The sequence below is a fragment of the Dactylosporangium sp. NPDC051541 genome (assembly GCF_044454505.1).
In the GTDB taxonomy this organism is placed as follows: domain Bacteria; phylum Actinomycetota; class Actinomycetes; order Mycobacteriales; family Micromonosporaceae; genus Dactylosporangium.
This window is the reverse complement of sequence record NZ_JBITDU010000022.1, coordinates 77,348-93,765: the sequence shown is the minus strand read 5'-3', so window position 1 is coordinate 93,765 and position 16,418 is coordinate 77,348. Positions and strand designations below refer to the sequence as shown.

17 protein-coding genes are annotated in these 16,418 nt (G+C 69.8%); 6 read left to right on the top strand and 11 right to left on the bottom strand.

The window, feature by feature from the left end; genetic code table 11:
• Positions 1–89: 89 nt before the first annotated feature.
• The 8 genes from ACIA8L_RS50525 to ACIA8L_RS50490 all read right to left on the bottom strand — a co-directional run bounded on the left by ACIA8L_RS50525 (position 90) and on the right by ACIA8L_RS50490 (position 8,433).
• Positions 90–1,139 carry a LacI family DNA-binding transcriptional regulator gene (locus tag ACIA8L_RS50525; protein ID WP_395916543.1) on the bottom strand — a complete coding sequence of 350 codons (1,050 nt, stop codon included), beginning with the start codon at positions 1,137–1,139 and terminating at the stop codon, positions 90–92.
• Positions 1,140–1,246: 107 nt separating this feature from the next.
• Positions 1,247–2,152 (bottom strand): carbohydrate kinase, encoded by a 906-nt coding sequence (locus tag ACIA8L_RS50520; RefSeq protein WP_395916541.1) that lies wholly within the window; start codon positions 2,150–2,152, stop codon positions 1,247–1,249.
• Entirely contained in the window at positions 2,149–3,105 is a 957-nt protein-coding gene (locus ACIA8L_RS50515; RefSeq protein ID WP_395916539.1) for a glycosyl hydrolase family 32, read from the bottom strand. The genes ACIA8L_RS50520 and ACIA8L_RS50515 overlap by 4 nt, the downstream gene beginning before the upstream one ends.
• 32 nt (positions 3,106–3,137) lie before the next feature.
• On the bottom strand, positions 3,138–4,160 hold the full coding sequence (locus tag ACIA8L_RS50510) for a LacI family DNA-binding transcriptional regulator (protein WP_395916537.1): 1,023 nt from the start codon (positions 4,158–4,160) through the stop codon (positions 3,138–3,140).
• 50 nt (positions 4,161–4,210) lie between these two features.
• A complete protein-coding gene (locus ACIA8L_RS50505) occupies positions 4,211–5,335 on the bottom strand; it encodes a glycoside hydrolase family 172 protein (protein WP_395916536.1) in 1,125 nt (374 codons plus the stop codon).
• 37 nt (positions 5,336–5,372) lie between these two features.
• A complete protein-coding gene (locus ACIA8L_RS50500; protein ID WP_395916534.1) occupies positions 5,373–6,185 on the bottom strand; it encodes a carbohydrate ABC transporter permease in 813 nt (270 codons plus the stop codon).
• Positions 6,185–7,063 carry a carbohydrate ABC transporter permease gene (locus ACIA8L_RS50495; protein WP_395916533.1) on the bottom strand — a complete coding sequence of 293 codons (879 nt, stop codon included), beginning with the start codon at positions 7,061–7,063 and terminating at the stop codon, positions 6,185–6,187. The genes ACIA8L_RS50500 and ACIA8L_RS50495 overlap by 1 nt, the downstream gene beginning before the upstream one ends.
• A 71-nt stretch (positions 7,064–7,134) precedes the next feature.
• Complete coding sequence (locus ACIA8L_RS50490; protein ID WP_395916532.1) at positions 7,135–8,433, bottom strand: extracellular solute-binding protein; 1,299 nt, start codon at positions 8,431–8,433, stop codon at positions 7,135–7,137.
• A gap of 265 nt (positions 8,434–8,698) precedes the next feature.
• Between ACIA8L_RS50490 and ACIA8L_RS50485 the strand changes: the two genes are divergently transcribed.
• From ACIA8L_RS50485 to ACIA8L_RS50470, 4 genes are all read left to right on the top strand, one after another.
• Positions 8,699–9,736, top strand: a complete 1,038-nt coding sequence (locus ACIA8L_RS50485; RefSeq protein WP_395916530.1) for a LacI family DNA-binding transcriptional regulator — start codon at positions 8,699–8,701, stop codon at positions 9,734–9,736.
• A gap of 104 nt (positions 9,737–9,840) precedes the next feature.
• Positions 9,841–11,127 carry an extracellular solute-binding protein gene (locus tag ACIA8L_RS50480; RefSeq protein ID WP_395916528.1) on the top strand — a complete coding sequence of 429 codons (1,287 nt, stop codon included), beginning with the start codon at positions 9,841–9,843 and terminating at the stop codon, positions 11,125–11,127.
• A 57-nt stretch (positions 11,128–11,184) separates the two neighbouring features.
• A complete protein-coding gene (locus ACIA8L_RS50475) occupies positions 11,185–12,129 on the top strand; it encodes a carbohydrate ABC transporter permease (RefSeq protein ID WP_395916526.1) in 945 nt (314 codons plus the stop codon).
• 1 nt (position 12,130) lies between these two features.
• Entirely contained in the window at positions 12,131–13,036 is a 906-nt protein-coding gene (locus tag ACIA8L_RS50470; protein ID WP_395916524.1) for a carbohydrate ABC transporter permease, read from the top strand.
• An 8-nt stretch (positions 13,037–13,044) separates the two neighbouring features.
• Here the strand turns inward: ACIA8L_RS50470 and ACIA8L_RS50465 are convergent, their stop codons facing one another.
• Together ACIA8L_RS50465 and ACIA8L_RS50460 are read right to left on the bottom strand one after the other, a co-directional pair.
• Positions 13,045–13,581 carry an SMI1/KNR4 family protein gene (locus ACIA8L_RS50465; protein ID WP_395916522.1) on the bottom strand — a complete coding sequence of 179 codons (537 nt, stop codon included), beginning with the start codon at positions 13,579–13,581 and terminating at the stop codon, positions 13,045–13,047.
• Between the two features lie 50 nt (positions 13,582–13,631).
• Positions 13,632–14,414, bottom strand: a complete 783-nt coding sequence (locus tag ACIA8L_RS50460; RefSeq protein ID WP_395916520.1) for a hypothetical protein — start codon at positions 14,412–14,414, stop codon at positions 13,632–13,634.
• Positions 14,415–14,797: 383 nt separating this feature from the next.
• Between ACIA8L_RS50460 and ACIA8L_RS50455 the strand changes: the two genes are divergently transcribed.
• Complete coding sequence (locus ACIA8L_RS50455; RefSeq protein ID WP_395916518.1) at positions 14,798–15,616, top strand: hypothetical protein; 819 nt, start codon at positions 14,798–14,800, stop codon at positions 15,614–15,616.
• Positions 15,613–16,155 carry a hypothetical protein gene (locus ACIA8L_RS50450; RefSeq protein WP_395916516.1) on the top strand — a complete coding sequence of 181 codons (543 nt, stop codon included), beginning with the start codon at positions 15,613–15,615 and terminating at the stop codon, positions 16,153–16,155. Before ACIA8L_RS50455 ends, ACIA8L_RS50450 begins: the two co-directional genes overlap by 4 nt.
• Here ACIA8L_RS50450 and ACIA8L_RS50445 read toward each other — a convergent pair.
• Complete coding sequence (locus ACIA8L_RS50445; RefSeq protein ID WP_395916514.1) at positions 16,130–16,363, bottom strand: hypothetical protein; 234 nt, start codon at positions 16,361–16,363, stop codon at positions 16,130–16,132. The two genes, ACIA8L_RS50450 and ACIA8L_RS50445, sit on opposite strands and share 26 nt — an antisense overlap.
• Positions 16,364–16,418 lie beyond the last annotated feature (55 nt).

Genomic DNA, 16,418 nt, shown 5'->3' with positions numbered 1-16,418 from the left:
CTGCACCACACACGGCAGTACCGTCGGCCAAATCGTTTTTGCATTTGACGGTACCGCTGCCGTAGCGCGCGGTGCCAGCAGCCGGGCGGTCAGCGACCGGGTCGTGGCGGGGCGACCGACGATCGCCGCACGACCGGGCACGGCATCGCCACGTGTACGGATTCCTCGCCGTGCGGCGGCGGCTGCTCGGCACCTGCGCCGATGATGTCGATCAAGGTGCGCACGGCCCAGGCGCCCATGTCGTAGTGCGGCAGCGCCACCGTGGTGAGCCCGGGGAACAGCCCGTCGGCGATGAGCTCCTGATTGTCGAACCCCACGATCGACAGGTCCTCCGGAATGCGCAGGCCGAGCTCGTGAGCGGCCCGGTAGGCGCCCATCGCCATGCGGTCGTTGAAGCAGAAGATCCCGGTCGGCGGCTGCGGCCGGCGCAGCAACTCGAGGGTTGCCCGGTAGCCGCCGGGCGTGTCGGACTCCTCGACGACGACGAGGTCCGGGTGCGCGGGGATGCCGGCCGCGGCGAGGGCCTGCCGGTAGCCGGTGTGCCGGCCATGGGTGGCGGGGATGTCGTCGATGTTGGTGGTGAAGCCGATGCGGCGGTGACCGGCGGCGATCAATTCGTGCACGGCGTCGCGGCCGCCGCCGACCTCATCCGGCACGACGGAGGGGTACCGCTGGTCGGCCGAACTGGCGTCGAGCAACACGATCGGCAGGCCGGCAAGCCGGTCGGGCACACTGACCTGCCGGTGGTACATGGTCGCGTAGAGCACGCCGTCGATCTGGTACTGGAAGATGGCGTTGATGGCCCGCTCTTCCAGTTCCGCCTCCCCGCCGGTGTTGAGCAGCAGCACGACCCAGCCGTGCGCCGACGCCGTCTCCTGCGCCCCGAGGATGATGCGACCGGCATGTGGTGTCGTGGCGATTCTGTCGCTGAGCAGCGCGAGGACCTGGGTGCGTTGCTGGCGCAGTCCCTGGGCGAGCTTGTTCGGCGCGTATCCCAGCCGTGTCGCCGCCGCGAGCACCCGCTGCCGCGTCGCGTCGTTGATCCGTGCGCCGGAGGTGTTGTTCAGCGCGTGGGAGACCGTGGTGATCGAGACCCCCGCCTCGGTCGCCACATCCCTGATGCTTATGGTCCGTCTCATCGCCCACCCATGCCGTCGCGGTCCGGCGCCGGGCCGGCGCCCCGGCGTGGCCCGCCACCATTACGGTAACCGACGGTGTGGGACGGCTTCGGAGCGGGAACGGGTGCTCAGCCGGGCTCCGGGGCCGGGTCGGTCGCCTGGAGCTCGGCGAGGGTGGGCGGGTCGGCTCCGGGCCGGGTGCAGGTCAGTGCGGCGACCCGGCCGGCGAACCGGAGCGCGGCGGACATCGGCATCGTGCCGTGCGCGGTGAGCAGACCGGCCATGAACGCGTCACCGGCACCGATGGTGTCGGCAACTGCGACCCGCTCCCCCGGGCTGTGGACGGCGCCGTCCGCCGTCGCGGCGAAGGCGCCGCCGGCGCCGAGCGTCACGACCACGAGCTCCGCGCCGAGCGAACGCCACCAGGTCGGGACCTCGGCGATCGCACGGCCGGGGTACAGCAGCGCCAGGTCTTCCTCGCTCGCCTTCACCACGTCGGCGACGGCGACGAACTGCTCGACCCGCTGCCGCACGGCGTCCGGGTCGTCGATCAGACCCGGCCGGACGTTCGGGTCGTAGCTGATGAGCGTCCCACCGGCGGCCCGCACGCGGCGCAGCAGCGCGAGGATCTGCTCGCCGCCGGGTGGCCGCACGCACGCCAGTGAACCGGTATGGAGCACATCGAAGACCGGCAAGGCGGCCAGTTCGGCGGCCGTCCACTGCCAATCGGCGGTGCCGTTGAGGTAGAAGTCATAGGTGGCGCCGCCGCCGGGATCGACGGCCACCGCGGCGAGGGTGGCCGGCTCCCGGGTTGTGACGGCATGACGCAGGCCGACACCGTTGCGCTCCGCGTGGGCGCGTAGTCTGCGCCCGAACAGGCCGGTCGAGAACCGGGCCAGCAGTTCGACGGGCTGATCGAGCCGGGCCAGTGCGACAGCCACGTTGAGCGGGCTGCCACCGGGGTGCGCGAGGAACGCGCCGTCGGCCCGCTCGACCAGGTCGGCGACGGCCTCGCCCAGGACGGCGATGCTCACGCGTCCGCCACGATGGTGAGCCGGCCGTCGGCGGTGAGTGCGACCGGCATCGGGTCACTGAGCTCGCCGACGAAGGTGCCGTCGGCGCCGATGTTGCGGAACGCGAGCAGCATCGGCCGGCCATGCGGGTCGCGGACGATCCGGCCGCTGTAGAGGGAGCTGTCCGTCACCGGATGCGCGGCGCCGGGGTCGAACGGGCCCAGCGGGCCATCGCCGGTGACGGCCCAGACGCCGCCGGGGGCGCCGGTCATCCGGCGGCTGGCGGCCAGTTCGGGCCGCAGGCAGGAGAAGAGCAGGACGGTCCGGCCGTCGATCTGTTCGACCTGGGGTACCTCGAGCTGCCCGAATCCGGCGCCGGGCTTGGTCAGCGGCGGCCGGGCGGTCCAGGTCACCAGGTCCTGGGACCGGGCGTGACCGATGACGCCGCGGTCGTCGACGGGGCCGTCACCGGCGCGAGCAGTGATGAGCATGTGCCAGCCGTCCCCCTCGGGGTCGGCGAACACCCACGGGTCGCGCCACGCCTGATCGCCCCACGAACTGGTGCCAAGGGTCTCGTACCAGCGCGGGTCGGCCTGCAGTACCGGCCCGCCGGGGTCGCGGTGCCAGGTGTACAGGTCGTCGGAGACCGCGTGGCCGATGCGTTGCACGAGGCCCCGCTCGGCGCTGCCGGCGCCGGTGTAGAACGTGTGCCAGCGCTGGTCCGGGCCGCGCAGCACCGACCCGGTCCAGATCGCGACGTCGTCGAAGGCGGGACGGTCGGCCGGGACGATCGCGTCGGCGACCTGGGTCCAGCCGGTGAGGTCGGTGGAGACGGCATGGCCGACGCTGGCGCGCATGTGCCGGCGGCCAGGCTCGGTCAACGCCCGCGAGGCCCGCAGGAAGAACAGGTGGTAGGTGTCGCCGTCCTGCGCGAGCCAGAAGTCCCACACCCAGGCGTCCGGAAGTCGAAGCATAGAGATTCCTTGCAGTCAGTGAGGTACGAGGGTTATGCGGGGGCCGCGACCGAGCCGCGCTCGAGCAGCGGGCACGGCATCGTGGTCTGCGCCGCCGCCGGTCCGGCACCGCGCTCGATGAGGCCGATGGTGGTGGTCACAGCCCAGGCGCCCATCTCGTAGTGCGGCAACGCCACGGTGCTGAGCCCGGGGTGCAGACCTTCGGCGATGAGCTCCTGATTGTCGACGCCGACGACCGACAGATCCTGCGGGATGCGCAGGCCGCACTCCTGCGCGGCCCGGTAGGCGCCCATCGCCATCCGATCGTTGAAACAGAACAGGGCCGTCGGCCGGTCCGGGCGACGCAGCAGCGCCGTCGCGGCCCGGTGACCACCGCGGGCGTCGGAGACCTCGGCCGCCACGAGGTCGGGCCGCAGCGGCACCCCCGCCGCGGTGAGCGCGGCACGGTAGCCCTCCAGCCGCAGGTGGGTGGCCGGAATGTCGTCGACGTTGGTGACGAACCCGATCGAGCGGTGCCCGTGGTCCAGGAGATGGCCGACCGCGGCGCGGCCGCCCGCGACTTCGTCCGGTACCACCGACGGGATCGCCGGGTCCGCGCTGCTGGCGTTGAGCAGCACGATCGGCACGGACCCGAGCAGCGCCGGGACGGTCACCTCGCGGTGGTACATGGTGGCGTACAGCACGCCGTCGACGCGATGGCGGGCCAAGGCCCGGATCTCGCGCTGTTCGACCTGCGGGTCGTTGCCGGTGGTCAGCAGCATGAGCAGCCAGCCTCGAGCGGAGGCGGTCTCCTGAGCGCCGAGGATGATCCGGCCCGCGTGCGGCGTCGTGGCGATCTCGTCACTGAGCAACGCCAGGGTCTGGGATCGCTGCAGCCGCAGTCCGCGGGCGAGCCCGTTGGCCGCGTAGCCGAGCCGCCGGGCGGCGGCTTCGACCCGCTCCCGGGTATCGTCGCTGACCCGGGCCCCGGAGAACTGGTTGAGCACATGCGACACCGTGGTGACGGAGACGCCGGCCGCCGTCGCAACATCTCGAATGGTCACCCTGCGCGCCATGTTCAGCCACCCTCGCTCATTGCCGGCCGTCGGTCACCGTAGTGAACCAGTCACTCGTCCCAGAGACCGTGCTCGGGCCAGCGGCGCGGCAGACGCTCCGCGACCGCCGGCAGCTCGGGCAGCGGCCGGTGCGGGTGGGACTGATACCAGTACGCGACACTGGAGTAGTCGTTGCCCTGGTCGTTGGCGTGGCCGTGTTCGATGGTGACGCGGATGGACGTGCTGAACCGGACCGGGTCCTCGATGTGGAAGCGGTACATGCTCCACAGGCCGAAGTGCTCCTGGACGCTGCTGGCCAGGGTGATGCCGTGGTACGGGCCGGCGTACGCCCCGCTGGGGAAGCCCCACGCCGCGCCGAAGTAGTCCTCGGTGCCGGTGCCGTGCAGCGACGGTGGCCACTGCTCACCGTCGATGAAAATCATGTCGTCACCCTCACCCGGCCAGGAGTAGACCTGGTTGGACGCGTCGAAGTTGTCGATGTTCAGCACACACCCGACGTAGTGCCCGGTGCCTTCGGCGTCGAGGATCACGTAGTTGTCGTCGCCGGTCAGATTGATGCCGGGCAGGTCCCACGGTGCGGGCTTCGCCTCGCCGCCGGCCGCGTGGATGACCTTCTGGCAGGGCTTCTCCTGCCGGTACTGGGCGTGGAACCGGCCCACGTCCGGCGGCGTCGGCTCCTGGGTCAGCTCGTAGTCGACGTAGTAGAACAGGTTCTCGATCGGCAGGTCGGACTCATTGCGGATCTGCACCCGGGCGTGGCTGGCGAACGGCATCGGGAAGTAGCTGTTCATGGCCGCGGCGAACGGGCCTTTCGGGCCGCGCCGCGGCCCGGTCACCATGCTGATGGGCAGCGACACGAAGTGGGCGGAGACCGCGTGCCCGACACCGAAGAAGTCGCCGAGCGGTGTGCGGACACTGGGGTTGTCCTCACCGTCCCAGAAGATCTCCAGGACGAGTTTCCGCAGGTACATCGGCGAGTAGCAGCGGGTGGTGATCCACATGTGCTCGATGACGCCGGCGCCTTCGATGTCGGCCAGGACGTGCGTCTCGCCGGCCGGCACGGTCTTGAAGTCGCGGTTGCCGCCGGTGCGGTCCCAGCTGCTCTCGCGTCGGGAGCGCCCGGCCTTGATCCGCGGCAACCCGGCGAGTGGGCTGGTCGGCTGCCAGAAGGTCATGCTGTTCCTTTCGAGGTGCGGTGACAAGAGGCCGGATTCAGCCCTTGACGGCGCCGAGGCTCAGCCCGGCGACGATGCGTCGCTGCAGCAGCAGGGTGAGCACGACAGCGGGTAGGGAGTACAAGGTCGCCAGCGCGGTCATCGGGCCCCAGTCGAGGCCGAACTGGGTCTGCAGATTCGCGATGGCCAGTGGTGTGGTCTGCGCGCGCAGCGAGGTCAGCAGGAGGGCGAAGAGGAATTCGTTCCAGGAGGCGAGGAACGCGAAGATGGCCGCGACGGCCGCGCCCCCGGACACGACCGGCAGGATCACGCTGACCAGAGCCCGGGGGCGGGAGCACCCGTCGACCAGCGCGGCCTCCTCGATCTCCCGGGGTACCGCTTCGAAGAAGCTGGCCAGCAGCCAGATCGCCAACGGCATGGCCACAGTCGTCTGGGCCAGCGCCAGGCCGACCGGGGTGTCGCTGAGGCGCAGGCTGCTCATGATGCCGACCAGCGGCACCCCGACCGCGACGGCCGGGATCATGCGGACCAGCAGCGAGCCGACCAGCAGGGCCCGGCCGGCGCGGCTGCGGTACCGGGTGACGCCCCAGGCGGCCGGGATCGCCAGGCCCATCGAGAGCACCGTGGTGATCGCCGCGGTGGTGAGGCTGTTGATGAACGATGCCGCGACGCCTTCGCGGTGCAGGGCCTGGACGTAGTTGTCGAGCGAGAACCGGTGCGGGAGCACGCTCGGTGGCACGGCGATGGCGTCGGTCGGCGGCTTCAGCGAGGTGATCAGCAGGTACAGGAACGGGAAGGCGTAGATCAGGACCACCAGCACGGCGGTCGCCCACAGCAGGGCACGTTTCATCACGACTCCCGGGCCGGTCGCCAGACGGTGAACACCGCGATCAGCGCGACGGTCATCATGACGAGCATGAACAGGGTGCTGACGGCGGCGGCGGTGCCCGGATCGTTGAACGTGACCATCGTCTTGTAGACGGTCAGGCTCAGCGTCTCCGAGGCCGACTGCGGGCCGCCGTCGGTCTGCACGAGGATGACGTCGAAGGCGCGGGCCGCGTCGACGCCGCGGATGATCAATGCGACGGCGATCACCGGGCGCAGCAGCGGCAGCGTGATGTTCCACAGCATGCGCAGACCGCTGGCCCCGTCGAGCCGGGCCGCTTCGTAGAGGTCCGGCGGGATCGACTGCAGCCCGGCGTAGAGCACCAGCGACATGAACGACGTGGTGAGCCAGATGTCGGGCAACGCGACCGAGTACAGCACGATGTCCGGGTCACTCAGCCACGACACGGCGCTGGGTGAGTCGATGACGTGGGCCCGGACGAGCAGCTCGTTGAAGATGCCGAAGTTGTCGATCATCAGGAACCGCCAGAGCAGCCCGGCGACGACCGGTGCGATCATCAGCGGGTAGAGGAACAGCGTCTGCAGCGGCCGGGACCGGGGGCCCAATGCTCGCAGCAGCAGCGCCATACCGAGCCCGATGAGCAGCTCGGCGGTGACGACGATGACCGAATAGGTGACGGTGCGCCCGGCCGCGGCCCGGATGGCCGGGTCGGTCAACGCCGTGACGTAGTTGTCGAACCCGGCGAACCGGCGTCCGTCGCCCAGGCCGGAGCCGGTGTGAACGCTGTCGATGAGCAGCCGGATCAGCGGCCAGCCGACCAGCCCCAGCAGGACCGCCGCGGCCGGCGCGACGAGCAGCAGTGCGTAGCGCGCGTCGGACATCCGCGGACGCCGGCGCCGCGGCTGCGGCCGGGAGTTCCGGGCGCCCGCCGCGGCCGGCAGCGTTGCCTGGTTCACTTGATGATGCCCTCGATCTGCGTCCTGGCGTTCTTGAGCAGTCCGGCGTAGTCCGCGCCGGGGGTCAGGGACTTCTGCAGCATCGGGATGAGCACGCCGTCGACGATCTTCTGCCAGTGCGGGGTGGCCGGCCGGGTGCGAGTCGCGGCCGCGTCCAGCGTGGTCAGCAGCGGGCCGAACGACTCGTACCCCGTCTGCTGCGCGTACTGCTGGTAGGCCGACTTGCGAGCGGCGAGACCGAGCGAGGATTGCAGGCTCAGCGCGTTGGTGTCGTAGCACGCCTTGATGAACGCGACCGCGGCATCGTGCTTGGCGCCGCCCTGCGGGACGCTGAGGTACCACGGACCGGGGATCGCCGCGATGCCGGCCGACCCGGCGATCATTGGTGCGACGCCGACCTTGCCGGCCACCCCCGCGTCCTTCGGGATCTGCCGGTATGCGTGAGCCCAGAACCGGGTCATGGCCGTGCCGCCGGCGTTGAACAGGTTCTGCGCGGCCGTCCAGTCGGTCTGCTGCGGCCCGGCCGGGTTGACCTTGTACTTGTTGGCCAGATCGGCGTAGAAGGTGAGCGCCTCGAGGTGCTGGGCGTTGTCGATGATGACCCGGCCGCTGTCATCGAGGACCACACCGGGCGAGCCGGCCTGCAGCACGTGGGCGAGCCACTCGGTCTCCACCGCACCCTTGACGTCGGTGCCGTAGAGCTTCTGGTCGGGCCGGGTGAAGAACTGGGCGACCTCGGTGAACTGCTTCCAGTCTTTGGGCGCGGCCAGCGGATAGCCGTATCTGGTCTGGAATGCGGACTGCTCGGCCGGATTCTCGAACAGATCCTTGCGATAGAGCAGCACTTCGGCATTGGTCCATACCGGCATGCCGATGAACTTGCCGCCGGTCCCGGCCTCCTTGACCAGCGCCGGGAACAGATCCGCCTTCACCTGGTCGGTGAAGAGCTGGTCGATCGAGGCCAGCTTCGTCGCGAACAGCGGCAGCCAGACGGCGTCGACGGCGCAGATGTCGAAGCTCGCCCGCCCGCCGGCCAGTTCGCTGGTCAGGCGGTTGAACAGCCCGTCGTAGGGCAGCTCGACGAGGTTCACGGTGACGCCGGCGGACTTCTGATAGGCATCGGCGATCGGCTGTAGCTCGGCCTTGCCGCCGCCCTCACAGAGCACATTGAGCGTTGTGGCGTCACCGGAGCCGCCCCCGCCGGAGCCGCCGGCCCCGCACGCGGCGGCGAGCAGCGCCGCACCGGTGCCCGTGCTCAAGCCGAGGAAACGCCGGCGGTTCATGCCGTTTGCCATGTCTGACTCCGTTCACGTGAGAGGGGTTCGGCGCGGAGTTGCATATCTGCTGGTAGCCAAGTGCCAAAATGATTTGCCAAAAGGTTTTGTCACCAGCGTGGTCGAGAGCGTATGGCGACCCCGGAGCGACGGTCAAGGGTCGATCGCGTTACGAAGGGGTCACGCTGCGCGAGAGACGTAACGACCACGCAACAGGCCCTTGACTTCGCCGTGATCACCGTTGACAGTCGACACACCATCGACGCCAAAACGTTTGGGCAAGGGCATGAGACGGACGAAGGTCGGCATACGGGATGTCGCGATCGCAGCCGGCGTCTCGGTGACGACGGTGTCGCACACGCTCAACAACCTCGCCGAGAAACGCATCAGCCCCGACACCCGGCGCCGGGTCCACGAGGCCGCGCAGCGCCTCGGCTACACACCCAATGGACTGGCCCGCGGGCTGCGCCTGCAACGGTCCGGGACCGTCGGGCTGATCAGCGACGAGATCGCGACCACACCACACGCCGGCAAGATCATCCTTGGGGCGCAGGAGGCCGTGGCGCGCCACGGCGGGCTGCTCATGGTCCTGGACACCGGCGGCGCGCCGGCCCTGGAGGACCGGGCGGCCCGGCTGCTGATGCGCCACCAGGTCGACGGTGTCCTGCTCGCTGCCATGTACCACCGCCAAGTCACCGTGCCGGCCGCGCTGCACGGCGTCCCGCTGGTCCTGCTCAATGCGCTGGCCGAGGACCGGTCGTTGTCGTGGGTGGTCCCGGACGAGGTCGGCGGCGGCCGGGCGGCGACGCACGAACTGCTGGCCGCCGGGCACCGCCGGATCGCCTTCATCAACGACAGCGACGACATCCCGGCCCGGCACGGACGGCTGCGCGGCTGGCACGAGCGGCTGCACGAGGAAGGCATCGCCGTGGCGTCCTGCCCGGTCATCGACGTCGTACCCGGAGCACCCGCGGGCCGCGAAGCGGCCCTGACGCTGCTGCGGTCACCCGAGCCTCCGACCGGCATCTTCGCGTTCAACGACGCCATCGCCATGGGCGTCTACCAGGCCGCGGCCGAACTCGGGCTGCGCATCCCGGCCGACCTGTCCGTGGTCGGCTTCGACGACCTGCAGCTGATCTCGGAAGGGCTCCACCCCGGCCTGACCACGATCGCCCTGCCCCACTACGAGATGGGTGTCTGGGCCGCAGAACAGCTGTATGACCGGATCAATGCCCCGGCCGGCACGCAACCGCCGGTCCGGCACCGAACCCTCGAAGGGCCGCTCGTGCGGCGGTCCTCGGTAGCGCCACCGCCCCGGCGGTAATCCGGGACGGTGGCTCCGTCAGACGGTCGTTTGCCGCGACCGCCCAACCACCGGCCCGCAGCCGGTGTCCAATGAGTTGGAGGACGCCAGTGTATCCACCCAGATTGAGAATTTTCGCATCCGCCGTTGTTGCGGCCGCCGTCGGTGCCGGCCTGCTGACGGCCTGCTCGGGCACGTCCGAGTCCGGCGCGTCGACGTCCGGCGGGACCACGACGCTGGTCCTGTGGACCCACAACGCCGGCAACGACAAGGAGCTCGGCGTCGTCAAGAAGGTGATCGCCGACTTCAACGCCAGCCAGGACAAGTACAAGGTCGAGTACCAGGCCTTCCCCCAGGGCGCCTACAACGACGCCGTCGTAGCGGCCGCCTCGGCGAAGAAGCTGCCCTGCATGCTCGACGTCGACGGCCCGAACGTGCCGAACTGGGCCTGGGCCGAATACCTGGAGCCGCTCGACCAGCCGGAAAGCACCTTCGCCGACCAACTGCCCAGCACCGTGGGCAAATACGACGGCAAGGTCTACTCCTTCGGCTTCTACGACGTCGCCGTCTCGATGATCAGCCGCAAGTCGACCCTGGCCGACAACGGCATCCGCATCCCGACGGCGGACCAGCCGTGGACGGCCGCCGAATTCAGCACAGCCCTGACCAGACTCAAGGCATCCGGGAAGTTCGCCTACCCGCTCGACCTCGCGACCGGCCTGACCGGCGAATGGTGGTCCTACGGCTACTCGCCACTGCTGCAGAGCTTCGGCGGCGATCTGATCGACCGGACCTCATACACCGGCGCGGACGGAACGCTCAACGGAGCGCCCGCGCTGACCTGGGCGAAGTGGTTCCAAGGCCTCGCCGCCGACGGCCTGGTGGCCAAGAAGTCGGGTGACGACCCGGCGGTGGACTTCATCAACGGCAAGACGGCGATCAGCTGGAACGGCAGCTGGGCGGCCGACCAGGTCACCGCCAAGTTCGACGACGCGCTCTTCCTCCCGCCGCCGGACTTCGGCCGCGGCCCGAAGATCGGCGGTGCCTCCTGGCAGTGGGCGATCTCCTCCAGCTGCGCGGCCAAAGACGGCGCGCAGGCATACCTCAAGTTCTCGCACCAGACGAAGTACTTCGTCGAATTCGCCAAGACCCTCGGCCTGATACCCGCGACGCAGGAAGCAGCGGCGCAGATCCCGAACTTCGCCCCCGGCGGCAAATATCGTGTCTTCCTCGACCTGGCGAGCAAGTTCGCCGTCGTGCGGCCGGTAACGCCGGCCTACCCGTTCATCTCCACCGTCTTCACCAAGGCCGCGCAGGACATCCTCAACGGTGCGGACCCGCAGAAGACCCTCGACAAAGCGGTCAGTGACATCGACAGCAACATCAAACAGAACGACAACTACCGCTCGTGATTCGCGTCAGCGCTGCCGGGCGGACGCTCCGCCCGGCAGCGGTCCTGTGGAGGCACCATGACCGTTTCCCTCACCGCATCCCCACGGCCGGCGACACCCTCAGGCGCACCGCGCACCGGTGACCGATCGGCCCGCCGGTTCGAAGCACTGGCCGGCGCCGCGATGGCTAGTCCGGCCGTCGTGCTGCTCCTCGTGTTCTTCGTTGTGCCGATGGTGCTGGCGTTCGGCCTCGCGTTCACGAACGCGCAATTGATCTCGCCGCGTCCGGCCCGCTTCGTCGGACTCGACAACTTCACCCGGCTCTTCGGCGACACCATGTTCTGGGCATCGCTGCGCAACACCGTCTACTTCGGCATCGTGGTCGTCCCCGTCCAGGCCGGTGCCGCGCTCATCCTGGCGCTGCTCGTCAACGGCAAGGTCCGCGGCCGCAACTTCTTCCGCACCGTCTACTTCCTGCCGGTCGTCACCTCCATGGTCGTCGTGTCGCTGCTCTGGCGCTTCCTGTACCAGCCGGACGGCCTGATCAACCGGATCATCTCCGCGGCCAGTCTCGGTCATTGGCACGGCACCGACTGGCTCAACGACCCCAGCACCGCGCTGCCGGCCATCATGTTCATGTCGGTATGGCAGGGCGTCGGGTTCCACATGGTCATCTGGCTCGCCGGCCTGCAGACCATCCCCGCCGAGCTCTACGAGGCCGCGGCGATCGACGGTGCCACCGGATGGAACCGTTTCCGGTACGTCACCTGGCCCGGCCTGCACTGGACCCGCACCTTCATCCTCGTCACCATCACGATCTCCGCCTTCAGTCTGTTCACCCAGATCAGCGTCATGACCCAGGGCGGCCCGCTCGACTCCACCACCACGGTCGTCTTCATGGCCGTGCGCACCGGATACGAGCAGCACGCCACCGGCTACGCCGCCGCGATCTCACTGGTCTTCTTCGTCCTCGTCCTCGTGGTCTCGGCGATTCAACGGTTCCTCACCCGGGAGAAGTCCTGACATGGCCCGCACCAGATCCGCATCACTCCCCCGGGCCGGCCGGCGCCCGGCCCGGCTCGCCGGCCAGGCGCTGCGAGTCCTCCTCGTCGTCGGCTTCGCCTCCCCGATCGTCTTCATGATCGTGTCCTCGCTGAAACCGGACGCACAGATCTTCGGCGACCTCGGCTCCTGGCGGGCCTTCCTGCCGGTCGGCGACGTGACCCTGGACAACTATCGCGGCGTCTTCGACCGCGTGCCGGCCGCACGGTTCCTGTTCAACTCGATCGTGATCGCAAGCATCACCGTCGCGGCCGGAATCATCGTCAACAGCCTCGCCGCGTTCGCGCTGAGCCGGATGCGATGGCGGGGCCGGCGCATCGTGCTCTCGGCCGTCATCGCCACGCTCATCGTGCCGTTCGAGACCCTCGCGCTGCCGCTGGTGTGGTGGGTCAACAAGCTACCGTGGCTGGAGCTCAACGGCTTCCACCTCGCACTCACCGAGGGATGGCTGGACACCTACCGGGTGCAGATCCTGCCGTTCGTCGCCAACGCCTTCTCGATCTACCTGTTCCACCAGTACTTCTCGAGCATTCCAATCCAGCTCGACGAGGCGGCCCGCATCGACGGCGCCGGATTCTTCACCATCTACCGGCGAGTGGTCATGCCACTGTCCGGCCCCGCCATCGCCACGGTGGCCATCCTGACGTTCCTGCCGGCCTGGAACTCATATCTGTGGCCGCTGATGGTCGTGCAGACCGAAGACCTACGCCCGGTCATGGTCGGCATCCAGTACTTCTTCCAGCTCAAGGTCGCCTGGGGCCAGATCATGGCCTACGCCACCATGATCACAGTCCCGGTCCTGGCCCTGTTCCTGGCCTTCCAGCGGTCATTCATCAACAGCATCGCCGCCACCGGCGTGAAGGGCTGACGGCCGGACTACAGCGCGCTCATCGGGACGAACGTGTGCGGATCCGTTGGGTAGTCCGAGGAGAGCAGCTTGGAGCGCACGGTGCCGGTCAACGTTGCGGCCAGGAAGGACGCACACCCCATCGCGAAGTGCTCCCACTGCGGACCACGGCCTTCCTGCAGCAGCAGCGTCCAGTCGTCCGCGGACTGCCCGGGCCGGACCAGCCAGTACACGCATTGACCGTCGTCCGTCGTGGCCCACACGATCAGCCGTGCACCGTCCTCGAGTTGCCGCGGCTTCGGCTCGCCGTCCTTCCAGATCTCGTCGAGCGCCTGGCTCCGCTCCTCCTGGAGACGCGCGATGTCGTACCCGGAGCGGGAGGAGGACGGTTCCAGCAGGTACAGGTGATCGTCGAACTGGCCGCCACCGTACACACTGATTAGCTGGCGGTAGTCGCGTGGCAGTTCGGTGCCGAGCGCGGCGAACACGGCCGGCCAGTCGACGTCGGGCCGCCGGCCTTCGGGCGGGGGCACGACCTCCGACAGCTTGCGCACATCGTCGCTCATGGTTTCGGGCTGCCCAGGATCCGGACCTCGAAAACTCCGCCCGCCACGGGTCAGAAGACGGATCTCCACCGTACGGTGGCGGCCGAGCCGTCGGGCAGGTTGACGACCCGGTCGCGCTCCGGCGGGCCGAGCGTCCGCCGCAGGGCGGCCGCCTGGTCACCGTTGTAGCGGCCCAGATGCTCGTCGCCCTCGAATCCGGCGGGCAGCGGGACCTTGGACGGCCAGGTCGCCCGGGGGCCGTCGACGGTGCCGGCGCCGGGCGACCACTGCACGACGATGTCCGCGCCGGGGTCGGGCGTGCCGGCCTGCGCGGCCCGCGCCTTGAGCACCGTGACCCGGTCCACCGCGGCCTGGAACGCGGCCGGGCGGTCGGTGCGGTTCATGGTGTACGACGCCCAGTGGATGCGGCCGTCCAGGCCCAGGACCGTCACCTGCACGGCCGGCCGGTCGGCGCCGCCCGGGTCGTCGTGGCCGCCCTCGATCCCCTTGAGCCCGTCGACCAGCGCCCGGCGCAGCGCGTCGACCTCGTCGGCCGTCATCCGGATGAAGACCCGCTCGCCGGCCTGCAGCGCGGCACCCTGACCGTCCGGGGTGACCACGAAGACGCCCTGTTCCACGCCGCCGGACGCGTCCCGGCCGGTGTACCGCACCAGGGCGGTGCCCAGCTCGGGCGGGCGGCCCGAGACGCCGGGCAGGGGCGCCGGAGACGCCGTCGGGCCGCGGCCGGCCGACGGTGCCGCCGGGCCGCTCGGCGTGACCGGGCCGGGTCCGGTGCAGCCCGCAAGGCCGAGCGCGAGCACCGCCAGTGCGGGCAGGAATCGAAGGGTCACCATGGGCTCGCTTTACGGACGTTGGTGCGGGCGGGGGGTCACGGACGATCGTGTGCGGCGCGCTACTTCGGTACCGCGCCGCACAGTGCTGGGTGCGCGGCACGACCTGCGGCCGGGGTGCTGCGGGTGGGTACCGCCACGATCAGTACCGCCGGGCGCCATCGAGTTCGCCATCGCCGCCCTCCCCCGCTCACGGCCCGGTCTCAGCGCCGGCCTCAAAGCCAGGCCGTTCCATCCCGTGCCATCACCGCCCGTTCACCCCGCCGTCGTCTTGCCGTCCGCCGTCCGCCCCTCCGGTGTCCCAGGACCGCGGTCCCACCCCGAGCCGGGCGGACCGGGACTGCGGCCTCAGGCTCCGGGACCGGTCCGGTTTCTATCGTCGGCCCATGACCCGCTATCTGCGCTCGGCCGTCGCCGCCGCGGTGCTCGGCGCCGCGATCGCCGTTGCCCTAGATCATGGGGCGAGCGCCGCCCCACCCCCGCTGCACGCCGTCTGCCAGCACCGCGCCTGCCTGCTCCTGCTGCGGACCGCGAACGACCGCGACCATGACGGCGTCGCCGACGTCGACGAGCAGCTCGTCGGCACCGCGCTCGACGACCCGAAGTCGACACCCGACGCGGCCCAGCTGCTCGACCTGCTGCTGCAGCGCCGGCTCACCTCCTTCGAGCGGCACCTCACCGAGCTCGTCCTGCTGCCCACGCGTACCCCGGACGGGTCTGCGGTCGCCACCGGGCTGGGCGAGTTCACCCTCGACGATCACGACGGCAAGCTGCTCGGCTCGATCGGCATCGTCCCCTCGAAGCTGCGCGACAACGGCTTCGACGACGTGTTCGGGCTGATGGTCGTCGGCGCGACGAAGAAGACCGCCCCACAAAGCCCGTGGAACTCGCTGAGCCCGGACGATCTGGTGTGGGACAGCAAGCACAACAAGGCGCTGTACTCCGACGGGGAGGCCGAAGACGGGGCCGACGTGCGCGATCTCGGCCTCAACGGGGACCGGCAGGACGGCGTGATCTCCGACGACGTGCAGATCAGCGACAGCAGCAACAGCGCGGTCTGGAAGTACACCTTCAGCTACGGCGACGAGAACAGCGGCCGCACCGACCAGGTGACCGAGACGCACCTCGAGGTCGGCGAGCACATCATCGAGCAGCAGGAGCTCACGTCGGCCGACGGGACGGGACGGGCCGGACGGCCGAGGTGACGCTCACGTCCGACACCCGTGTCGGCGAGAACGGCGACAGCGAGGCCGACATCACGCTGAAGCAGACGCTGAAGGACAAGGACGGCAACGTCGTCGAGTCCAGGACCACCGAGATTCATGTCCAGGAGGCGGGCAACGAGGTCACGACGGTTGTGCGCGAGACGAGAACCGCCGGAGGCAAGACCGAGGTCATGCCGCTGCAGGTCACTACCAAGCCGAAGGGCGGCAGCCAGTTCTCCGACCCCGACTACATCGAGGTCACCGCGGTCACGTCGAGCGAGCAGGTCTTCTTCGCCAACCGCACCAACTGGATCCGTACCCCCGGACCCGACAACGGCAGCGGCGACGCCCCGCCCGACCTGCCGAAGGAAGGCATCGGCTGCGCACCCGAGTGCCCGGGCGCGAAGCTCTACATGATGATGGACCCGGACGGCGTCGTGGTCGCCGGCGTCCCCGGCGGCGCCGGTTCGCCGGAGTCGACGGCATCACCTTCAACCCGCGGACGAACCCGGACTACGACCCGTGGCTGCAGGAGCTGACCGGGCAGACCGGCCAGCCGGTGCCGGTGAAGGGTACCGGCAGCGAGCCCGTCATCACCTGAGCCGAACCTGACGCAGCGTGGGTGGCCAGGTCGTTCCGCGCGTAGTCGCCCTCGCCCACGATCTCGATGTCGGCCGACCCGGCCAGCATCAACTCCGGGCCGCGGCGGTAGGCCGGGTGGTCGTCGACGACGAGCAGCTGGATCACACCTGGGCCTCCTCGGACACCTCGGGATGCAGCGGATGGACGTCGATGCCCGGAC